Source organism: Enterobacter sp. 725m/11 (assembly GCF_011683705.1).
GTDB classification, from domain to species: Bacteria; Pseudomonadota; Gammaproteobacteria; order Enterobacterales; family Enterobacteriaceae; genus Enterobacter; species Enterobacter bugandensis.
The window spans coordinates 1-20011 of the sequence record NZ_JAAQOK010000054.1; the positions used below are offsets into that span (position 1 = coordinate 1).

A 20011-nucleotide genomic window follows, 5' to 3' on the forward strand; every position below is an offset into this window, starting at 1 on the left:
TCCGTCGTCGGCAGCGTCAGATGTGTATAAGAGACAGTCTCAAAAAAAACACTGGGAGTTATTTTTTATTGCGTTGATATGCTATTGGCAGGCTTGGATTATTAATGACATTGATCATTTTCCCTTCGCATATAACTGAGGGGAATGTTTATTTAAGAAAGGAGACGCGAAAAGAGAGGTGAAAATAAGAGAAATGAGTAAAGAGATGCTATTTACATAATTCACAATGATGTGTTTTTTCCTGTTAAGGAGCGGATCCAGAGGGTTCCGCTCCTTGTTGGAATCAGGCAACCTGAACCGGAATCGCCTTTGCGGTGCGCTTCATTTCATTGTCGCCTTCGAAGTAGGCCACTTTAGGCTGCCAGCGGCGGGCTTCTTCGTCAGACATCATCACGAAGCTGGCGATGATCACAATGTCGCCCACGTCCGCACAGTGCGCCGCAGCGCCGTTAACAGAGATGATTTTAGAACCGCGCTCGGCGGCAATCGCATAAGTAGAGAAGCGTTTACCGTTGTTCACGTTCCAGATATCAATCGCTTCGTTTTCAAGGATACCCGCCGCGTCGAGAAAATCCTGGTCAATGGCGCAGGAGCCTTCATAGTGCAGGTCGGCCTGCGTGACTTTCACACGGTGAAGCTTACCTTGCAGCATTTTGCGAATCATTACGTTTACCTTTAATTATCAAGGGTGAAGAACTACGCCAGCTCAACCACTTTATTGTCAATCAGGCGTGCCTGGCCGAGCCATGCCGCCACCAGGATGACTGCGCGCTTGCTGTTCTGGGTTAATTCCAGCAGCGTATCAGCATCACGAATTTGTACGTCGTCAGCACGAAGGCCCTTATCGTTAAGCGCCTGCTCGGCAAGGGCAATAATCTCTTCTGCTGTTAACTCTTTTGCCAGCATCTGCTCTGCCATGGTGTTCATAACCTTGCTCAGGCCCGGCGCGATTTTACGCTGTTCGGCGGTCAGGTAACCATTCCGCGAGCTGAGCGCCAGACCGTCTTTCGCACGCACAATCGGTACGCCGACGATCTCAATATCGTAACCCATGTCAGCAACCATCTTGCGGATCAGCGCCAACTGCTGGAAATCTTTCTCACCGAAGCAGGCAACGTCCGGCTGCACCAGGTTAAATAGCTTGCTGACGATGGTGGAGACGCCGCGGAAGTGGCCCGGACGGCTTGCTCCTTCCAGCATGGTGGAAATGCCCGGGACGTCAACGTAGGTCGCCTCTTCGGTACCCTGCGGGTAAACGTCCGCCGGTGCAGGTGAGAAGACGATATCCGCGTGGCGTTTTTTGAGCTTCTCGCAATCTTCCTGCAGGGTGCGCGGATAGCGTGCCAGATCGTCGGCGCGGTCAAACTGCATGGGGTTCACGAAGATACTGACCACCACGATATCTGCTCGCGCACGGGCTTCGTCGACGAGCTTCATGTGGCCGTCATGCAGATTGCCCATGGTCGGGACCAGTGCGATACGTTTACCTTCCTGACGCGCGCGGCGGATATGCTGGCGAAGCAGCGGCAGGGTTTCAATGATTAGCACAACGAGACTCCTTAATGGAAACTGTGTTCTTCACCCGGGTAAACACCGGATTCAACGTCGGCAATATACTGCCTGACCGCAGCGCGCATGTCGCCCGCTTCAGTGAGGAAATTTTTGGCAAATTTCGGGATATGCCCGCCAGTAATACCAAAGGCGTCGTGCATCACCAGAATCTGACCGTCGGTCACGTTGCCTGCACCAATACCAATCACCGGAATGGAGAGTGCGTCGGTGATGCGTTTCGCCAGCTCAACCGGCACGCACTCCAGCACCAGCAGCTGGGCGCCTGCGGCTTCCAGCGCCAGGGCATCCTCAAACAGCGTCTGCGCTGCGTCGCCGCGGCCCTGCACCTTATACCCGCCAAAGATGTTGACGGACTGCGGGGTCAGGCCCAAATGACCACACACCGGCACGGCGCGTTCGGTGAGCATTTTCACCGTCTCCACCAGCCAGGCGCCGCCTTCAATTTTGACCATGTTAGCGCCAGCGCGCATCACTGCCGCCGCGTTTTCAAATGCCTGCTCTGGCGTGGCATAGGCCATAAACGGCAGGTCGGAAAGCAGAAGGCAGCCTGGCGCACCGCGGCGTACCGCACGGGTGTGATATGCAATATCTTCGACCGTGACCGGCAGGGTGGAATCATGTCCTTGTACCGTCATCCCTAACGAATCTCCGACCAGCATGACGTTGATACCCTCTTCAGCAAACAGTTTGGCGAAGCTGTAGTCATACGCGGTGATGGTGGCGAAGCGTTTTTTTTCCTGTTTGCATTTCTGCAGTAAGGAGATGGTGGTTGGTTTCATACTGTTTCCTGATAGCCCAAAAGCGAATCTTTGCGCATTCTAACAGTAACATTCGAGGGAACAATGATTTTAGGCAACCGATTAACCATAATTATTTTGTGGTTAATCGGTGAGGGAAGAGGATCACCAGCGAGCGGGTCTTTCCGCGTTCAGGTTGTCCAGAACGGCCTTGAGCGGGATGCCTTCCGGGAAGGTGAGATCGGGCGCCACTTCAAAGAGCGGCCAGAGCATAAAGCCACGATTTTTCATGTCGTAATGCGGTACGGTGAGGCGTTCAGTGTTAATCACCTCATGGCCGAACAGCATAATATCGAGATCAAGCGTGCGCGGCCCCCAGCGTTCGGCTTTGCGTACGCGCCCCTGCTGCAGTTCGATGCGCTGAGTGTTGTCCAGCAGCGTTTCGGCATCGAGGGATGTTTCCAGCACCACGGCGGCGTTCAGATAATCAGGCTGATCCTGCGGGCCTAGCGGCGGCGTGCGGCAGAAGGAGGAGACCGCCACGATACGGCTTTGCGGGATCTCACCCAGCGCCTGTACGGCAGCATTCACCTGCTCCAGTGGAGAGGCTAAATTGCTGCCGATGGCGATATACGCGAGGGTCATGCTGTCCCTTCACGACGCGGTGCGCGTTTGCGCGGACGACGATGACGGCGACGCGGGGCAGGTTCTTCATCCAGCCCGGTCAGCATATCTTTCTGCTCCGGCGGGGCGGAAACCTGGAATTCGGCCCACCACTGCGCCAGGCGCTGCAGCTCCTGATTGCGTTCAGTTTCCGCACGCAGCGACAGCAGGTCGAAGGCGGCGCGGAACTTTGGATGCTCCATCAGCTTCCAGGCACGTTTGCCCTGACGGCGGGACATGCGCAGCTGAAGCTGCCAGATGTCGCGCACCAGGGTAGTAATACGTTTTGGGATAGCCAGCGTGCGGCACCCTTCGTCCAATACATCGTTCGCGGCCAGCGCGAAGGCATCGTAATAGGCGAGGCCGCTCTCCTGGGTGATTCTTTGAGCCGTTTCCAGCAGCGGGTACCAAAACATTGCCGCAAACAGGAATGCCGGGTTCACGCGCATATCGTTATGGATGCGGGTGTCGGTATTTTTCAGTACCTGCGCAATCATCCGTTCCATTGGGCTGTCGCCGTTCTCGGTGAAGTAACGGGTAATGGTCGGGAACAGTGGCTGGAACAGGTTGTATTCGCGCAGCAGATTGTAGGTTTCGAACCCGTAGCCGGCCTGCAGCAGCTTCAGCGCCTCTTCAAACAGGCGGGCAGGCGGCACGTCGTTAATCAGCGTCGCCAGACGCGGGATCGGCTCTGCGGTTTCCGGGCTGATGCGCATGTTCAGCTTGGCGGCAAAACGCACGGCGCGCAGCATGCGCACCGGATCTTCACGATAGCGCGTTTCCGGCGTGCCGATCAGGCGGATCAGACCCTCTTTCAGGTCCTGCATGCCGCCGACGTAATCACGCACGGTGAAATCCGCCACGCTGTAATAAAGGCTGTTGATGGTGAAGTCGCGACGCTGGGCATCTTCTTCGATAGAGCCGAAGATATTGTCGCGCAGCAGCATACCGTTCTGGCCGCGCTGTGACGTGGTGCGGTCGGATGCACCCGCTTCGTGGTGGCCGCGGAAGGTCGCCACTTCAATGATTTCCGGCCCAAACATCACGTGAGCCAGACGGAAACGGCGGCCAACGAGACGGCAGTTGCGGAATAATTTACGCACCTGCTCGGGCGTGGCGCTGGTCGTCACGTCGAAATCTTTCGGTTTTTTGCCCAGCAGTAAATCACGCACCCCACCGCCAACGAGATAGGCCTCGTAGCCCGCTTTATTCAGACGATAGAGTACCTTGAGGGCATTTTCACTGATATCTTTGCGGGAAATATTGTGCTGCTCACGCGGAATAACCGACATGTGTGGCTGTGCAATAGCGTCGTTCGCCATGCTCTCTTCGCGGCTTAGCACTTTACGGCAAAAATTAGCGACTCGGGTAAAAATGGTACACCTCGTAGTGTGTTTTGTTATGAAAAAAGCGGCTAATCATAGCTCAGCGCAACGCATTTGAGAATGCTGGATTTTTGGCACTGCCGCGAGCGTCCAGTTGGCAATGGCTATTTTCAGCAATTCGTCAATGCGCAGATCCTGCCATTCGTTGGTTACATTCTGGTTGAGAAATCGCAGCGCGTCGATCAAAACAGGACGCGGATCGCCGTCTGGCAGGGCCGGGGCGTGGTTTTGCTTGGAGAGCTTAACGCCCTGCGCATTGACCGCCAGCGGCAGATGAATGTAATCCGGCGCCGTCCAGCCAAACTGATGATAAAGCGAGATTTGCCGTACGGTCGGTTCGACCAGGTCCGCCCCGCGCACAATTTCTGTCACGCCCTGGAAATGATCGTCGACGACCACCGCCAGGTTATACGCAAACAGACCATCACGACGGTGAATAATAAAATCTTCACATGCCAGACGTTCATCCGCCCTAATCTCACCGGAGAGCCGATCGTGGAAGCGGGTGACGGGCGCGCGCTGTAGCAAGCGTACGGCGGCATTTTCCGGGGGAAGATTCAGCGTGCGGCAGTGGCCGTCATACACACCTCCCACGCTCTGGATACGCGCGCGGGTGCAGGTGCAGTTATAGGAGAGCCCCTGAGCGCTGAGCCAGGCCAGACGTTCCCGATAAGCCTCATGACGTTGTGACTGCCACAGAACGTCGCCGTCCCAGTGAAGACCGTAATGTTCCAGCTGACGCAGAATGGTGTCTGCAGTACCGGGAACTTCACGCGGAGGGTCAATATCTTCGATGCGGACGAGCCATTTACCCTGACTGGCGCGAGCCTGCAGGTAACTGCCAAGCGCGGCAATTAATGAGCCGAAGTGTAATTCACCGGAAGGAGATGGCGCAAAGCGCCCGATATAGTGTGATTCAGACATATCAACAGTAACAAGGCGGGAGAGACTCCCGCCTTTGAAGTGTATAAACAGCGCTGGCGTTAGCCGGCCATCTGTTTTTCGCGGATTTCGGCCAGCGTTTTACAGTCGATGCACAGATCGGCGGTTGGACGCGCTTCCAGGCGACGAATACCGATTTCAACACCGCAGGATTCGCAGTAGCCAAAATCTTCGTCTTCGACTTTTTTCAGCGTTTTCTCGATCTTTTTGATCAGCTTGCGTTCGCGGTCACGGTTACGCAGTTCGAGGCTGAACTCTTCTTCCTGAGCGGCACGGTCTACCGGATCCGGGAAGTTAGCAGCTTCATCCTGCATATGCGAAACGGTGCGATCCACTTCATCCCTGAGTTGATTACGCCATGCTTCAAGAATACGCTTGAAGTGCGACAGCTGGGCTTCGTTCATATACTCTTCGCCCGGCTTCTCTTGATACGGCTCCACCCCAGCGATGGCGAGAATACTCAGGGACGATGTTTTACGGTTTTGCCCTTCTTGCATGTTGCTTCTCCTTAACACGCACTATCGATCCCCGTGTTGGGGGAAAAATCAGGTCGCTATAAATAGCAGATGCTTTTCCGTATGGCAATTATCTAAACGTAACACTTGACAAGCCTGTGAGGAAAAGCGTATTTGCGCACGCGGCCAGAACACTTATTCATCAATCGTCTAATCCCTTATAAGACAATGGGAAGAGACGATCTCAGAGTCATATTATCGGCAGAAAGTTCCGCTTTATAAGCTAAAACCTCTACCCCCTGCTTTTGTGCCTCATTCAACAGTTGTGCGTATTTAGGATCGATATGGCGGGCAGGGGAAAACCGTTCAATCGCTGTATGCAACACCGCAAACAGCAATACGGCGCGTTTGCCCGCCGCCGCAACACTCATTAGCTCTCGCAGATGCTTCTGCCCGCGTAGCGTTACCGCATCCGGAAAGAAGCCGTTTTCCTGTTCCGCTAACGTCACTGATTTTACTTCAATATAGCACTCAGGACGGCCTTCCGCCTGTAACATGAAGTCAATTCTGCTGCCTTCATCGCCGTATTTCACTTCTGTTTTATGCGTACCGTAACCCACCAGTTCGGGAATGGCGCCATTCGTCAGCGCTTCCTTAACCAGCTGATTTGCACGCAGAGTATTAACACAAATAAACGCCCCGTTTTGCGTTTCGGTTATTTCCCAGGTATGGGGATATTTGCGTTTAGTATTTTCTGAAGTGGAATACCAGACCGTGTCACCCGGCGCGGCGCAACCGGTCATGGCGCCGGTGTTGGGGCAGTGCAGGGTGAGCTCTTCGCCTTCCGGCGTCACCACGTCGGCGAGGAAGCGTTTGTAGCGTTGGATCAGCGTGGCGGACTGGAGTGCAGGACTAAACTTCATCGGAATTCCTTGTGGTGTCGCCCAACGTCCAGCGCTGTAGCGGCCTGTAGCGGGTGCGTCCCCGTGCAAAGACGGATTCATAAAGCGCGAATTCATTAACCGGAAAAGCCCAGTGAAAACCCGGCGGCGGAATGGCAACGGCCTGACCGGCATCGCGCAGCAGCGTGACGTGCGGATGAAACGGCTGCGGGCTCTGGTAACAGCCGCTGCGCGCTGCCTGCGCGCGCAACATATTGGCGAGCTGTAACAACCCGCGCGGCGGCTGGCGCGTACCCAGCCAGACCACGCGCGAACGCAGCCACTGACCCGCATCGTCAAGGTGCAGCGTAAACGCCGGCTGGGCAATACGCCCGGCCATGGCGGCTAATGCCCGCTGTTTTTCGGCGCTCACGTCACCCAAAAAGGCCAGTGTCAGGTGCAGGTTTGCCGCCGCAACGGGCCGGCCCGCTTCCGGTGGAAAATGTTCCGCGCGCCAGCGAACGATTTGCCGCTGAAGGGGGGTGGGCAATTCAATGGCAAAAAACAGCCGTTTCGAATCAGACATACGGGGGACTCGGTAATGATATGCGCCGATGCTACAATGTACGCCGACTAATGTTAACCCTCTGGAGCTGTTAGTGTCCTCATTGCCGGTCGCCGTCGTTCTTCCTGAGCTTCTCGCTGCCTTACAACATGCCCCGCAGGTTTTGCTTAACGCGCCTACGGGGGCGGGTAAATCTACCTGGCTGCCGCTGCAGATCCTTAAAGAGGGGAAGATTGCCGGGAAAATTATCCTGCTGGAGCCGCGCAGGCTGGCCGCGCGCAACGTGGCGCAGCGCCTGGCGGAACTGCTGAATGAAAAACCGGGTGAAACGGTAGGCTACCGGATGCGCGCCGAAACCTGCGTCGGCCCGTCCACGCAGCTTGAGGTGGTCACCGAGGGCATTCTTACCCGCATGCTGCAAAACGACCCGGAGTTGAACGGCGTCGGGCTGGTGATCCTGGATGAATTCCACGAGCGCAGCCTGCAGGCCGATCTGGCCCTCGCGCTGTTGCTCGACGTTCAGCAGGGGCTGCGCGACGATCTGCGGCTGCTGATTATGTCGGCGACGCTGGATAACGAGCGGCTACGACAGGTATTACCCGATGCGCCGGTCATCAGCTCAGAAGGACGGGCATTTCCTGTTGAGCGTCGCTATCAGCCGCTTCCTGCCCATCAGCGCTTTGACGAAGCGGTAGCTATTGCTACTGCTGACCTGCTTCGCCAGGCGCCCGGCTCGCTGCTGCTGTTTTTGCCCGGCGTGGGGGAGATTCAGCGCGTGCAGGAGCGGCTGGCCTCCAGGGTGGGCAGTGACGTACTGCTTTGCCCGCTCTATGGCGCCCTGTCGTTGACCGAGCAGCGTAAAGCCATCCTTCCCGCCCCGGCGGGGCAGCGTAAAGTCGTGCTGGCAACCAACATTGCCGAAACCAGTTTAACCATCGAAGGCATTCGCCTGGTGGTGGATAGCGCGCAGGAGAGGGTGGCGAGCTTTGATCCGCGCACCGGGCTGACTAAACTGCTGACACAACGCATCAGCCAGGCGTCAATGGTGCAGCGCGCGGGCCGTGCGGGGCGTCTTGAGCCGGGTATTTGCCTGCATTTGACCAGCGCGGAGCAGGCTGAACGCGCGGCACAGCAAAGCACGCCGGAGATTTTACAAAGCGATCTCTCCGGGCTGGTGATGGATCTCCTGCTGTGGGGCTGCCCGGATCCTGAACAGCTCACCTGGCTTAATCCGCCGCCTGTCGTGAATCTCGCCGCCGCGCGCAGCCTGCTCACCCAGCTTGGCGCGCTGGAAGGTGAACGTCTGACGGCGCGCGGTCAGAAAATGGCGGCGCTGGGCAACGATCCGCGTCTGGCGGCGATGCTGGTGGCCGCGCAGGGCGAAGATGAAATTGCCACAGCGGCGAAACTGGCGGCTATTCTTGAGGAGCCGCCGCGCGGAGGCAGCAGCGATCTGGGGCAGGCGTTTTCGCGCAATCAGGGAAACTGGCAGCAGCGGGCGCAGCAGCTGTGCAAACGCCTGAACTGTCGGGGCGGTTCACCTGACGGCGATAAGATTGCCTCCCTTCTGGCGCTGGCCTTCCCGGACAGGATTGCGCGCCGCCGCGGGCTGGATGGACGCTACCAGCTGGCAAACGGCATGGGGGCGATGCTGGACAGCGATGATGCCCTGACGCGACATGAATGGCTGATCGCGCCGCTCCTGCTTCAGGGCAGCCAGTCTCCTGATGCCCGTATTTTACAGGCGATTGCCGTAGACATAGATGCCCTGACGCGTACCTGCCCGCAGCTGCTCCAGCAATCGGACATCGTGGAATGGGATGACGCTCAGGGGACGCTAAAGGCGTTTCGGCGTAGTCAGATTGGCAAACTGATCCTCGGGACGAAACCGCTGGCGAAGCCGTCGGAAGAAGAGTTACACCAGGCAATGCTGAACGGCATTCGGGAAAAGGGCCTTAACGTTCTGAACTGGACGCCGGAAGCTGAACAGTATCGCATTCGTCTGCACTGCGCCGCGAAGTGGCTACCGGAATACGGCTGGCCCGCGGTGGATGATGAGACGCTGCTCGCGACGCTTGAGCAGTGGCTGCTGCCGCAAATGAGCGGCGTGCACTCTCTGCGCGCCCTTAAGGCGCTTGATGTTAAGACCGCGTTACAGAATTTACTGGACTGGTCATTACGTCAACGTCTGGATAGTGAGCTTCCTGGGCATTACACTGTGCCCACCGGGAGCCGGATTGCCATTCGTTATCATGAGGATAATCCTCCGGCGCTGGCGGTTCGGATGCAGGAGATGTTTGGTGAGGCAACCACGCCGTCTATTGCGGAAGGGCGGGTGCCGTTGGTGCTTGAGCTGCTCTCGCCTGCGCATCGTCCGTTGCAGATCACCCGCGATCTGGGAGCGTTCTGGGCGGGGAGCTACCGTGAAGTGCAGAAAGAGATGAAAGGGCGCTACCCCAAACACGTCTGGCCGGACGATCCGGCGAATACGGCGCCGACGCGGCGGACGAAGAAGTATTCCTGACAGGAAAGTCTTGCTGTTTATTTTGAGAGATTTCTTCTTCCACAGACCTGTGAAAGAAAGGAAAATCTGGCCTTTGCGCCTGAAAGTTGCGGAGAAAAAGCATGGCGGGGAATGACCGCGAGCCAATAGGACGTAAGGGAAAACCCGCGCGTCCGGCGAAAGAAAAAGTAAGCCGTCGTCGCCTCAGAGATGAGGACTATGACGATGACTATGAAGACGATTATGAGGATGAAGAACCGATGCCGCGTAAAGGGAAAGGCAAAGGGCGTAAGCCTCGTGGGAAGCGCGGCTGGTTCTGGCTGCTGCTGAAGCTGTTCATTGTTTTTGTTGTGCTGATCGCGATTTACGGCGTTTATCTGGATCAGAAGATCCGCAGCCGTATCGACGGGAAAGTCTGGCAATTGCCGGCGGCAGTGTATGGTCGCATGGTGAACCTTGAGCCGGACATGTCCATCAGCAAGAACGAGATGGTGAAACTGCTGCAAGCTACGCAGTATCGTCAGGTCACGAAAATGACCCGCCCGGGCGAATTTACCGTCCAGGCGAAGAGCATTGAGATGATCCGCCGCCCGTTCGACTTCCCGGACAGCAAAGAGGGGCAGGTGCGCGCGCGTCTGACTTTTGACGGCGATCGGCTGGAAACCATTGAGAACATGGACAATAACCGCCAGTTCGGTTTCTTCCGTCTTGATCCGCGTCTGATCACCATGCTCTCGTCCGCCAATGGCGAACAGCGCCTGTTCGTGGCGCGTAACGGCTTCCCGGATCTGCTGGTGGATACCCTGCTGGCAACCGAAGACCGCCATTTCTACGAGCACGACGGTATCAGTCTCTACTCCATCGGCCGTGCGGTGTTGGCGAACCTGACTGCGGGTCGTACCGTGCAGGGGGCGAGTACGCTTACCCAGCAGCTGGTGAAGAACCTGTTCCTCTCCAGCGAGCGTTCTTACTGGCGTAAAGCCAACGAAGCGTACATGGCCGTGCTGATGGATGCGCGCTACAGCAAGGATCGTATCCTTGAGCTGTACATGAACGAGGTGTACCTCGGCCAGAGCGGCGATAACGAGATCCGCGGCTTCCCGCTGGCGAGCCTGTACTACTTTGGCCGTCCGGTGGAAGAGCTCAGCCTTGACCAGCAGGCGCTGCTGGTGGGCATGGTGAAAGGGGCGTCCATTTATAACCCGTGGCGCAACCCGAAACTGGCGCTGGAGCGTCGTAACCTGGTACTGCGTCTGCTGCAACAGCAGCAGGTGATTGACCAGGAATTATACGACATGCTTAGCGCACGTCCGCTGGGCGTGCAGCCGCGCGGTGGGGTGATCTCTCCGCAGCCTGCTTTCATGCAGATGGTGCGCCAGGAGCTGCAAAGCAAGCTCGGTGATAAGGTCAAAGATCTCTCCGGCGTGAAGATCTTCACAACCTTTGACTCGGTAGCCCAGGACGCGGCAGAAAAAGCGGCGGTGGAAGGGATCCCGGCGCTGAAGAAGCAGCGCAAGCTCTCCGATCTGGAAACCGCGATGGTGGTGGTTGACCGTAACACCGGCGAAGTGCGCGCGATGGTGGGCGGCGCAGAGCCGCAGTATGCGGGCTACAACCGCGCGATGCAGGCGCGTCGTTCGATTGGCTCTCTGGCTAAACCAGCGACCTATCTCACCGCGCTGAGCCAGCCGAATTTGTATCGCCTGAACACCTGGATCGCCGATGCGCCAATCTCCCTGCGTCAGCCTAACGGCCAGGTCTGGTCACCGCAGAACGATGATAAACAGTTCAGCGGCCAGGTGATGCTGGTGGACGCGTTAACCCGCTCCATGAACGTACCTACGGTTAACCTCGGTATGGCGCTGGGCCTGCCGGCCATTGTCGACACCTGGCAGAAGCTGGGCGTACCGAAAGATCAGCTGCACCCTGTTCCGGCGATGATTCTGGGGGCGCTTAACCTGACGCCGATCGAAGTGGCGCAGGCGTTCCAGACCATTGCCAGCGGAGGTAACCGCGCACCGCTCTCTGCCCTGCGTTCGGTGATTGCCGAAGATGGCTCCGTGCTGTATCAGAGCTTCCCGCAGGCTGAACGTGCCGTTCCTGCGCAGGCGGCCTACATGACGCTGTGGACGATGCAGCAGGTTGTGCAGCGCGGTACCGGTCGTCAGCTGGGGGCGAAGTATCCTGGTCTGCATCTGGCGGGTAAAACCGGGACCACCAACAACAACGTCGATACCTGGTTTGCCGGTATTGATGGCCGTGAAGTGGTGATCACCTGGGTAGGTCGTGACAACAACCAGCCGACCAAACTTTACGGGGCGAGCGGGGCGATGTCGATTTACCAGCGCTACCTGGCGAACCAGTCACCTGTGCCGCTGAACCTGGTCGCGCCGGAAGATATCGTCGATATGGGCGTGGATGGTTCCGGTAACTTTATCTGCGGTGGCGGGATGCGTACCCTGCCGGTCTGGACGACCAACCCGGACTCACTGTGCCAGCAGAGCCAGCCTGAACAGCCAACGGGCAACCCGTTCGATCAATCTTCTCAGCCGCAGCAGCCGCAGCAACAACCGGCCCAGCAGCAGAACGAGAAGAAAGACAGTGATGGCGTGGCCGGTTGGATCAAGGATATGTTTGGTGGGAATTAATTAATTCCCTGAATAAAAAGCCGCTTTAATATAAAGCGGCTTTTTTGTTTTTTACATTCTGCAATTTTTAAAAAAATTAAATATCTAATTTAGAATTTTTAAGTTCTCATTTTTTTCATCTAAAACATGCATTTGAAATCTTCTACATGTTGCGTAACTTTATCCTCTCTGGACACAATGAAGAATAATCTGATGTAATCGCTATAAGAAATTAACTGGCTCAAAGGATATTCCTATTTAGTCAGTCATGTGTAACATGCTGGATAACATTTCGACTCAAAATATTTGTAGTGCGAATGGATGCCACAATTGTCAAATATAAGGATATTTTTCATGAACAAAAAAGTTGTCGCTACATTTTTAGCCGGAAGCGTTATGGCCGCGCTGTCTCTGCCTGTATTTGCATCAAACGATTCCGGTACGGTGAACTTCGCCGGAATAATTGTTGCCGATACCTGTGAAATTAACGTTGATGGCACAGGGACTAACGCTTCCACCGTCACTTTCGCAGATACCTATCCTTCGGATTTTGGCGCTGACGGTACGGTTGGCACCTCAAAAGCCTTTAAGATTGAAGTGAAAAAATGTGACCCGCTGGTCGCTAAACTGAACCTCAAGTTTAGCGGCACGACAACAGACGCCGCTAACAAGCGCTTGAAGAACGATCTGACTGGCGCAGGCAATGCGACCAACGTTGGCATCATCGTTAGCAATGAGAACGGCGCTAAAGGCGATGTTGTTTTCGACGGTTCAGTACCGGATACGGGTACCGATGTGAATAACGACGCGACCGGGGCAACGGCTTCTGTCTTTAACTACACCGCGAAAGTGATTCAGGTGGGGGATACCGCGCCAACCGCGGGCCATTACTCCTCCTCTGCAACATTCGAGGTTGTCTATCGCTAAGCAATGACGGGCAGCCTGAACGGCTGCCTTTTTGGAACATTGTATGAAGACTTTATTTAAATTGTTATGTGGTTGTTTAATTATTTCCTGCTGTTCAGTACAGGCAAGTGTTGTTCTTGGTGGTACGCGAATTATTTATCCATCGAATAAATCAGAAGTTCAGATAGCACTTAAAAATAAAGATCCGCATACACGTTATCTGGTGCAAAGCTGGGTCAGTTACCCCAATGATGCGAAAGCGCCCTTTATTATTACTCCTCCTGTTTACAAATTGCAGGAAAATCGTCAAACCCTTTTGCACGTTATTTTTACCGGCGATAAAAAAAGCCTGCCCGCAGACCGGGAATCTCTGTTTCTGGCAAACGTTAAATCCGTATCGGCACTCTCGCCGGAGTTGAAAGAGAAAAACACGCTGCAATTTGCGATGAAAACGCGCCTGAAGCTTTTCTGGCGTCCGGCTCAGCTGAAGGAAAGCGATGCCCTGGAAGCCTACGCAAAAATCACATTCCAGCGTCAGGGCGACACGCTAATAGCAAACAACCCGACCCCGTTTTACGTCTCGTTTGGCGAGCTGGCCGTTGGTGGGAAAAGTGTTCCGGTGAAAGAGACCAAAACCACGCCAGGCGCCATTTCAATGATGGTGGCTCCGTTCAGCGAGCAGCGTTTCGCGCTACCGAATTCAGCAAAGGGCGCGGTGACCTGGACGGCAATCAATGATTTCGGTGGGCAAACCCCACAGCGCAAGCAGGCTCTTTAAATCATCATGTTGGTATTTTATGTCGTCATCTCTGCTTCACAAACAGGTACTGTACGGGATCGCGCTGACGCTGCTCGCCGCGATCCAGCCTGCAAGTGCTGATGACGAATTTAACCTGCGGATCCTTGAGCTGGATACGCCCCTCGAAAATACCTCTACATTAAAAAACTTCATTAACGATAACGGGCTACTTGCCGGAAGCTACCTTACGACTGTTATGTGGGATCGGGATGTAGTGGATAAACGTCCCATCGCTTTCGTGCTGTCTGACGATAAACAGCGCCTGCTGCCGGAGCTGACGAAAGCGGATCTGCGCGATTACGGCGTGAAAGTCGACACGATCCCGGACTTAAAAGATCTGGATGACGGCGCTTATGTCCGCGATATCTCTCATTTCATTGAAAATGCCCGTTACGAATACAATCAGGATGACCAGACCCTGAAGCTGGTCATCCCGCAGGCGTACCGCGACCATGCTGCCGCTGGCGCGATACATCCAAAATTCTGGGATGACGGCGCGCCTGCCGCCTGGACAAGCTATCAACTCAGCGGTTCTCAGCAGCACTACAGTTCGGGCAAAACCTCTTCGACCTGGCTTGGCCTGGAGTCGGGGATTAACCTTGGGGCGTGGCGGCTGCGGAATAACAGCACCTGGAGCGACGCTTCCGGCTGGGAGGGCATTGCCAGCACGTTACAACGCGACATCAAAACGCTGAAAAGCCAGCTTGAGATTGGTCAGACATATACCAATGGTGAACTTTTTGACAGCGTCCAGATGACCGGCGTGAAGCTGGAAACGGATACTTCTATGCTGCCTGTTAGTCAGCAGGGCTTTGCGCCCGTCGTGCGCGGTATTGCCAATAGCGATGCGAAAGTCACTATCAAGCAAAACGGCTACACCATCTATCAGACAAACGTCTCGCCGGGGCCGTTCGAGATCCGCGATTTAAGCCAGGTAACATCCGGAGCCGATCTGGAAGTGACTGTCGAAGAGGCGGACGGCAGCGAGCATAGCTTCATCCAGGCCAGCGCGTCGGTGCCGGTGTTACAGCGGGAAGGCGGCTTTAAGTATTCGCTGGCCGCAGGGCGCTATCGCGGTAATGAAGGTGAAGACGAACCCACCTTTGTGCAAGGCACAGCCATCTATGGTCTGCCTTACGGCGTCACGGCGTATACCGGCGCGCTGGGTTCATCACTGTATCACGCGCTGCTGCTGGGGCTCGGTGCCGATCTGGGGCATTTCGGCTCCGCCTCTGTCGACCTCACGGCCGCGCGTACCGCGTTTGATGACGGGCGTGACGATGCCAGCGGTTTATCCTGGCGGGCGCAGTATTCAAAAGATATTCCCGACACGGATACCACCATCACGCTTGCCAGCTATCGCTACTCCACATCGGGGTTCTATACCTTTCAGGAAGCTATCGATCAGCGTGACAGCGAAATCGATGACGGCATTTATACCTACCGCAGAACTAATAACCGCCGTAGCCGCATGCAGCTCAACCTTTCCCAGCGGGTTTCTGACTGGGGCTCGGCCTATCTCAACGGATATCAGCAGGACTACTGGGATATGGACGGCCATGAGCGTAGCGTCAGCGCGGGGTTCAGCTCCAGCTGGCGCGACATCACCTGGTCGATAAGTTACAACCTGACCCGCACGCCAGATGCCGATACCGACCGGCAAATGGCGTTGACGGTCAACATTCCGTTATCAAAGTGGCTGCCGAATTCCTGGGCAACCTACAGTGCCAATACCTCCAGTGGCGGATTTGTCTCGCATCAGGTTGGGCTTGGCGGTACCGCGCTGGAGGACAATAAGCTGAGCTACAACCTCCAGCAGACCTATGCCAACCAGGATACGGGCTACGGTGGCAGCCTGTCCGGGCGTTATCGCGGGGCTTCCGGTGAGGTAGGGATGGGGTACAGCTACGGTGGTAACAATCGGCAGTGGAACTACAGCGCTCAGGGGTCAATCGTTGCTCACGAGCATGGCGTGACGCTGGGGCAACCCGTACGCGACGCCTTCGCCATTGTGCACATTAAAGATGGTGATAACGTCAAAGTGCAGAACGGACGTGGCATCACGACGGACCGTTTTGGTAACGCGATCGTTCCTTCTCTGACGGCCTACCGGCACAACGTCATCACCGTGAATACGCAGGATCGGGAAGATATTGATATCGACGCGGCAACGCTGGATCTCGTGCCGACGAAAGGGGCGGCAGTGCCGGCCACGTTCGACGCGCGCGTGGGGCGGCGAGCGCTGGTGACCCTGCTCTATGCGGGTAAGCCCGTGCCGTTTGGTGCCGTGGTGGCGCTGGATAACACCACGGCCATCGTGGGTGATGACGGTGAGGTTTACCTGACCGGGCTGTCCGGCAAAACAACGTTTAGCGTGCAGTGGGGAGAAGAGCGCGATCGGCAGTGTCACGGGACGCTGGATCTTCCCTCGCACAGCGCGGCAGGGATCGTGAAAGCCACGGTCAACTGCCTTAACTGAGGTATCTCATGAACCTACGACGTATCGTTAACACATTCCTGCCACCGATACTGCTTGTGCTGGCGGGGGCATTTTGCCATTCAGCCCGGGCAGATTGTACCTTCAACGGCAGCGCTGACGCGGATGCCGTGGTGACGTTTCAGCTTCCCCCGGTCATTATTGTCGCCCCCGACACGCCCGTCGGCACCGTGCTTTATGACGCCAGCGTCGAGAGTAAAGCGGTGACGGTGGATTGTAGCGGTGACGCGCAAATTCGACGCGGGTATTTGTACCTCACGGATGCGGATGCGCGCGAAGGTGTGATGAGCGGGGTTTATCAGACCAACGTGCCGGGTATTGGCATCCGTGCGGCGTCATCGACCGAACGGCTTCCCGGTTACACTGAACAGGATTTAGTCCGGCCCATGCAATTTCTGGGATCGATCCACGGCTCTTCGACAAGTACATCTGTATTTCGCGCCGCTGCCCAGCTGGTCGTCACGGGCGCTATCCAGGAGGGCGATCTTGATACCTCACGGTTAACCTCAATGGATATCCTGGGCAACGCGCCGATCGGTGAAATGCGCTTCTCTCCCACCACTATTCGCATCACCACAAACACCTGTAACCTGGTCGATCGCAACATCTATGTGCCGCTGAAAACGGTCAATACCCAGGACTTTAGCGGCCAATACTCTGACATCCTCACGGACGGCAGCTTTAAGATTGAGATCACCGACTGCGCGGCAGGCACAAAGGTGGATTATCAGTTTACCAGCGCGGGATCAACGGGCGTCACGAACGGCAATATTTTGGGGATCGCCTCCGGAGATTCCGCCGCTGAAGGCGTCGGCATTCAGATCCTTGACCAGAATGATACTGTACTGCAGTTCGATCGGAACTATACGGCGATAACCGGCACGCAGGACAACGTTCCTGTCGAGATCCCACTCAAGGCTCGCTACGTCAGGACGGGCGAGATAAAAGCCGGCAAAGTCGATTCTGTCGCGACGTTCGAGCTCTTTTACCGTTGATTCATCCTGCCCGCTTTGGCGGGCTAAGGATCATTTCATTAACTTCGTTAACCCTCTCTTTTCATCTGGTTAATTCTTAAACCCTTAAATCTTGTAGGGCCGCTTACTGCTTGCTATGCAACCAGCGTTTCGCATATTATTCTGCGGTCATAATAATAATTCTCGTTTACGTTATCATTCACTTTTCCATCAGAGATAAACATGGCGCTTTCCAATACTGCTCAGCCAATTAACACGTCGCTGCGTAAAGTCGCGGTTGTCGTAGCCACAGCGGTTGCCGGCATGTCTGCATTTGCTCACGCTGCCGAAACCCCGAAAAAAGAAGATACTATTACCGTTACCGCTGCACCTGCTGCACAGGAAAGTGCCTGGGGACCTGCTGCGACTATCGCCGCCCGCCAATCTGCGACCGGTACCAAAACAGACACCCCAATTCAAAAGGTTCCACAGTCTATTTCTGTGGTGACGGCCGAAGAGATGGCGCTGCACCAGCCGCGTTCGGTTAAAGAAGCCCTGAGCTACACGCCGGGCGTTGCGGTGGGCACGCGTGGTGCGTCCAACACCTATGATTATCTGGTTATTCGCGGTTTCGCGGCCGATGGCCAGAGCCAGAACAACTACCTCGACGGCATGAAGATGCAGGGCAACTTCTATAACGACGCGGTGATAGACCCGTACATGCTGGAGCGCGCCGAAATCATGCGCGGTCCGGTTTCCGTTCTGTACGGTAAAAGCAGCCCAGGCGGCCTGCTGAACATGGTAAGTAAGCGCCCAACAACCGAGCCGCTGAAAGAGATCCAGTTTAAAGTGGGTACCGACAGCCTGTTCCAGACAGGCTTTGACTTCAGCGATGCGATCGACGATGACGGTGTCTATTCATACCGCCTGACGGGCGTTGCGCGCTCGAACAATTCGCAGCAGGAAGATAAGGGCGAGCAGCGTTATGCCATCGCGCCATCCTTCTCCTGGCGTCCGGATGACAAAACCACCTTCACGTTCCTCTCCTACTTCCAGAACGAGCCTGAAACGGGCTACTACGGCTGGCTGCCAAAAGAGGGGACGGTTGACCCGCTGCCAAACGGCGATCGTCTGCCGACTAACTTCAATGAAGGCGCGAAGAACAACACCTATTCCCGTAACCAGAAAATGGTGGGATACAGCTTCGACCACGAATTCAACGATACTTTCACCGTGCGTCAGAATCTGCGCTTTGCCGAGAACAAAACCTCGCAAAACAGCGTTTACGGCTACGGCATGTGTTCCGATCCGCTCTATTCGAGTAATCCGGCATCCAGCCCTTGCGCGAGCATTCCTCAGTCACAATGGGGGCATACGCTGACTCGCCAGTATGTGATCGATGACGAGAAGCTGCAAAACTTCACCGTTGATACGCAGCTTCAGAGCAAGTTCGCGACGGGGGCTCTCGACCATACTCTGTTGACAGGCGTTGATTTCATGCGCATGCGTAATGACATTAACTCCTGGTTCGGCTATGCCGGCTCCGTTGCGCCATCCGATATTTACGATCTCGATCGTGGCGATTTCGATTTCGGTTCACACCCTGGACCATCTGGTGCTTACCAGGTGCTGAACAAGCAGAAGCAGACCGGCGTTTACGCTCAGGATCAGATCGAATGGGATAAAGTGCTGGTGACACTGGGCGGCCGTTACGATTGGGCCGATCAGGAGTCCTACAACCGCGTATTAAATACCACCGCCAAGCGTGATGATACTCAGTTCACCTGGCGTGGCGGCGTTAACTACCTGTTCGACAACGGGGTAACTCCTTATTTCAGCTACAGCGAATCCTTTGAACCGGCTTCCCTGACCGACGCTCAAGGTAAACCATTCTCACCGTCTAAAGGCAAACAGTACGAAGCGGGCGTGAAATACGTGCCTAACGATCGTCCGATCGTGATCACCGGTGCAGTGTATCAGCTGACCAAAACCAACAACCTGATGGCTGACCCAACTGGCTCACCCTTCTCCGTTGAAGGCGGCGAGATCCGCGCCCGTGGCGTAGAGCTGGAAGCCAAAGCGGCGCTCTCTGCAAGCGTGAACGTTGTCGGTTCTTATACCTATACCGATGCGGAATACACCACCGACACCAACTACAAAGGCAACACGCCGGCGCAGGTGCCAAAACATATGGCATCCCTGTGGGGTGATTACACGATGTTTGACGGCCCACTGTCTGGCCTGACGCTGGGTACTGGCGTGCGTTATACCGGCTCCAGCAAAGGTGACCCGGCGAATAGCTTCACTGTTGGAAGCTATACACTGGTTGATGCACTGGTCAGATACGATCTGGCGCGTGTAGGCATGGCCGGATCAAACGTCGCGCTTCACGTGAACAACCTGTTCGATCGTGAGTACGTTGCCAGCTGCTTCAACACCTACGGTTGCTTCTGGGGTGCTGAACGCCAGGTTGTCGCCACCGCGACCTTCCGCTTCTAACCTCTTTATGGGCACGGTTCGCCGTGC

Annotated in this window: 16 protein-coding genes; 7 read left to right on the forward strand and 9 right to left on the reverse strand. The window is 55.8% G+C overall.

Annotation, left to right across the window (positions count from 1 at the left end):
• Positions 1 to 283: 283 nt before the first annotated feature.
• From panD to thpR, 9 genes are all read right to left on the reverse strand, one after another.
• Positions 284 to 664, reverse strand: a complete 381-nt coding sequence (gene panD / locus HBA26_RS19120; protein ID WP_003856284.1) for an aspartate 1-decarboxylase — start codon at positions 662 to 664, stop codon at positions 284 to 286.
• Positions 665 to 696: 32 nt separating this feature from the next.
• On the reverse strand, positions 697 to 1548 hold the full coding sequence (gene panC, locus HBA26_RS19125) for a pantoate--beta-alanine ligase (protein WP_008501942.1): 852 nt from the start codon (positions 1546 to 1548) through the stop codon (positions 697 to 699).
• An 11-nt stretch (positions 1549 to 1559) separates the two neighbouring features.
• The gene (gene panB, locus HBA26_RS19130) at positions 1560 to 2351 is read right to left on the reverse strand and encodes a 3-methyl-2-oxobutanoate hydroxymethyltransferase (protein WP_045259479.1); all 792 of its coding nucleotides are present in this window, start codon (positions 2349 to 2351) and stop codon (positions 1560 to 1562) included.
• Positions 2352 to 2474: 123 nt separating this feature from the next.
• A complete protein-coding gene (gene folK / locus HBA26_RS19135; RefSeq protein WP_126345457.1) occupies positions 2475 to 2954 on the reverse strand; it encodes a 2-amino-4-hydroxy-6-hydroxymethyldihydropteridine diphosphokinase in 480 nt (159 codons plus the stop codon).
• Positions 2951 to 4348: a polynucleotide adenylyltransferase PcnB gene (pcnB, locus tag HBA26_RS19140; RefSeq protein ID WP_028015552.1), complete on the reverse strand. Its 1398-nt coding sequence runs from the start codon at positions 4346 to 4348 to the stop codon at positions 2951 to 2953. The genes folK and pcnB overlap by 4 nt, the downstream gene beginning before the upstream one ends.
• A gap of 42 nt (positions 4349 to 4390) precedes the next feature.
• Positions 4391 to 5281, reverse strand: coding sequence for a tRNA glutamyl-Q(34) synthetase GluQRS (gene gluQRS / locus HBA26_RS19145; RefSeq protein ID WP_166720986.1), 891 nt, complete (start codon positions 5279 to 5281; stop codon positions 4391 to 4393).
• A 59-nt stretch (positions 5282 to 5340) separates the two neighbouring features.
• On the reverse strand, positions 5341 to 5796 hold the full coding sequence (gene dksA / locus HBA26_RS19150) for an RNA polymerase-binding protein DksA (RefSeq protein WP_013095632.1): 456 nt from the start codon (positions 5794 to 5796) through the stop codon (positions 5341 to 5343).
• A gap of 176 nt (positions 5797 to 5972) precedes the next feature.
• Entirely contained in the window at positions 5973 to 6677 is a 705-nt protein-coding gene (gene sfsA / locus HBA26_RS19155) for a DNA/RNA nuclease SfsA (protein WP_041911210.1), read from the reverse strand.
• Positions 6667 to 7221, reverse strand: a complete 555-nt coding sequence (thpR, locus tag HBA26_RS19160; protein WP_126345458.1) for an RNA 2',3'-cyclic phosphodiesterase — start codon at positions 7219 to 7221, stop codon at positions 6667 to 6669. The genes sfsA and thpR overlap by 11 nt, the downstream gene beginning before the upstream one ends.
• Before the next feature lie 73 nt (positions 7222 to 7294).
• Between thpR and hrpB the strand changes: the two genes are divergently transcribed.
• The 7 genes from hrpB (at position 7295) to fhuA (ending at position 19984) form a co-directional block, all read left to right on the forward strand.
• A complete protein-coding gene (hrpB, locus tag HBA26_RS19165) occupies positions 7295 to 9724 on the forward strand; it encodes an ATP-dependent helicase HrpB (RefSeq protein ID WP_126345459.1) in 2430 nt (809 codons plus the stop codon).
• A 101-nt stretch (positions 9725 to 9825) separates the two neighbouring features.
• On the forward strand, positions 9826 to 12351 hold the full coding sequence (gene mrcB / locus HBA26_RS19170; RefSeq protein WP_126326319.1) for a bifunctional glycosyl transferase/transpeptidase: 2526 nt from the start codon (positions 9826 to 9828) through the stop codon (positions 12349 to 12351).
• Positions 12352 to 12684: 333 nt separating this feature from the next.
• The gene (locus HBA26_RS19175; RefSeq protein WP_166720987.1) at positions 12685 to 13257 is read left to right on the forward strand and encodes a fimbrial protein; all 573 of its coding nucleotides are present in this window, start codon (positions 12685 to 12687) and stop codon (positions 13255 to 13257) included.
• Positions 13258 to 13300: 43 nt separating this feature from the next.
• Complete coding sequence (locus HBA26_RS19180) at positions 13301 to 14014, forward strand: molecular chaperone (protein ID WP_041911205.1); 714 nt, start codon at positions 13301 to 13303, stop codon at positions 14012 to 14014.
• 19 nt (positions 14015 to 14033) lie between these two features.
• Positions 14034 to 16514, forward strand: a complete 2481-nt coding sequence (locus HBA26_RS19185; protein WP_126345460.1) for a fimbria/pilus outer membrane usher protein — start codon at positions 14034 to 14036, stop codon at positions 16512 to 16514.
• An 8-nt stretch (positions 16515 to 16522) separates the two neighbouring features.
• Positions 16523 to 17527 (forward strand): fimbrial protein, encoded by a 1005-nt coding sequence (locus tag HBA26_RS19190; RefSeq protein WP_126345461.1) that lies wholly within the window; start codon positions 16523 to 16525, stop codon positions 17525 to 17527.
• Between the two features lie 201 nt (positions 17528 to 17728).
• Positions 17729 to 19984 (forward strand): ferrichrome porin FhuA, encoded by a 2256-nt coding sequence (gene fhuA / locus HBA26_RS19195; protein WP_045259489.1) that lies wholly within the window; start codon positions 17729 to 17731, stop codon positions 19982 to 19984.
• Positions 19985 to 20011 lie beyond the last annotated feature (27 nt).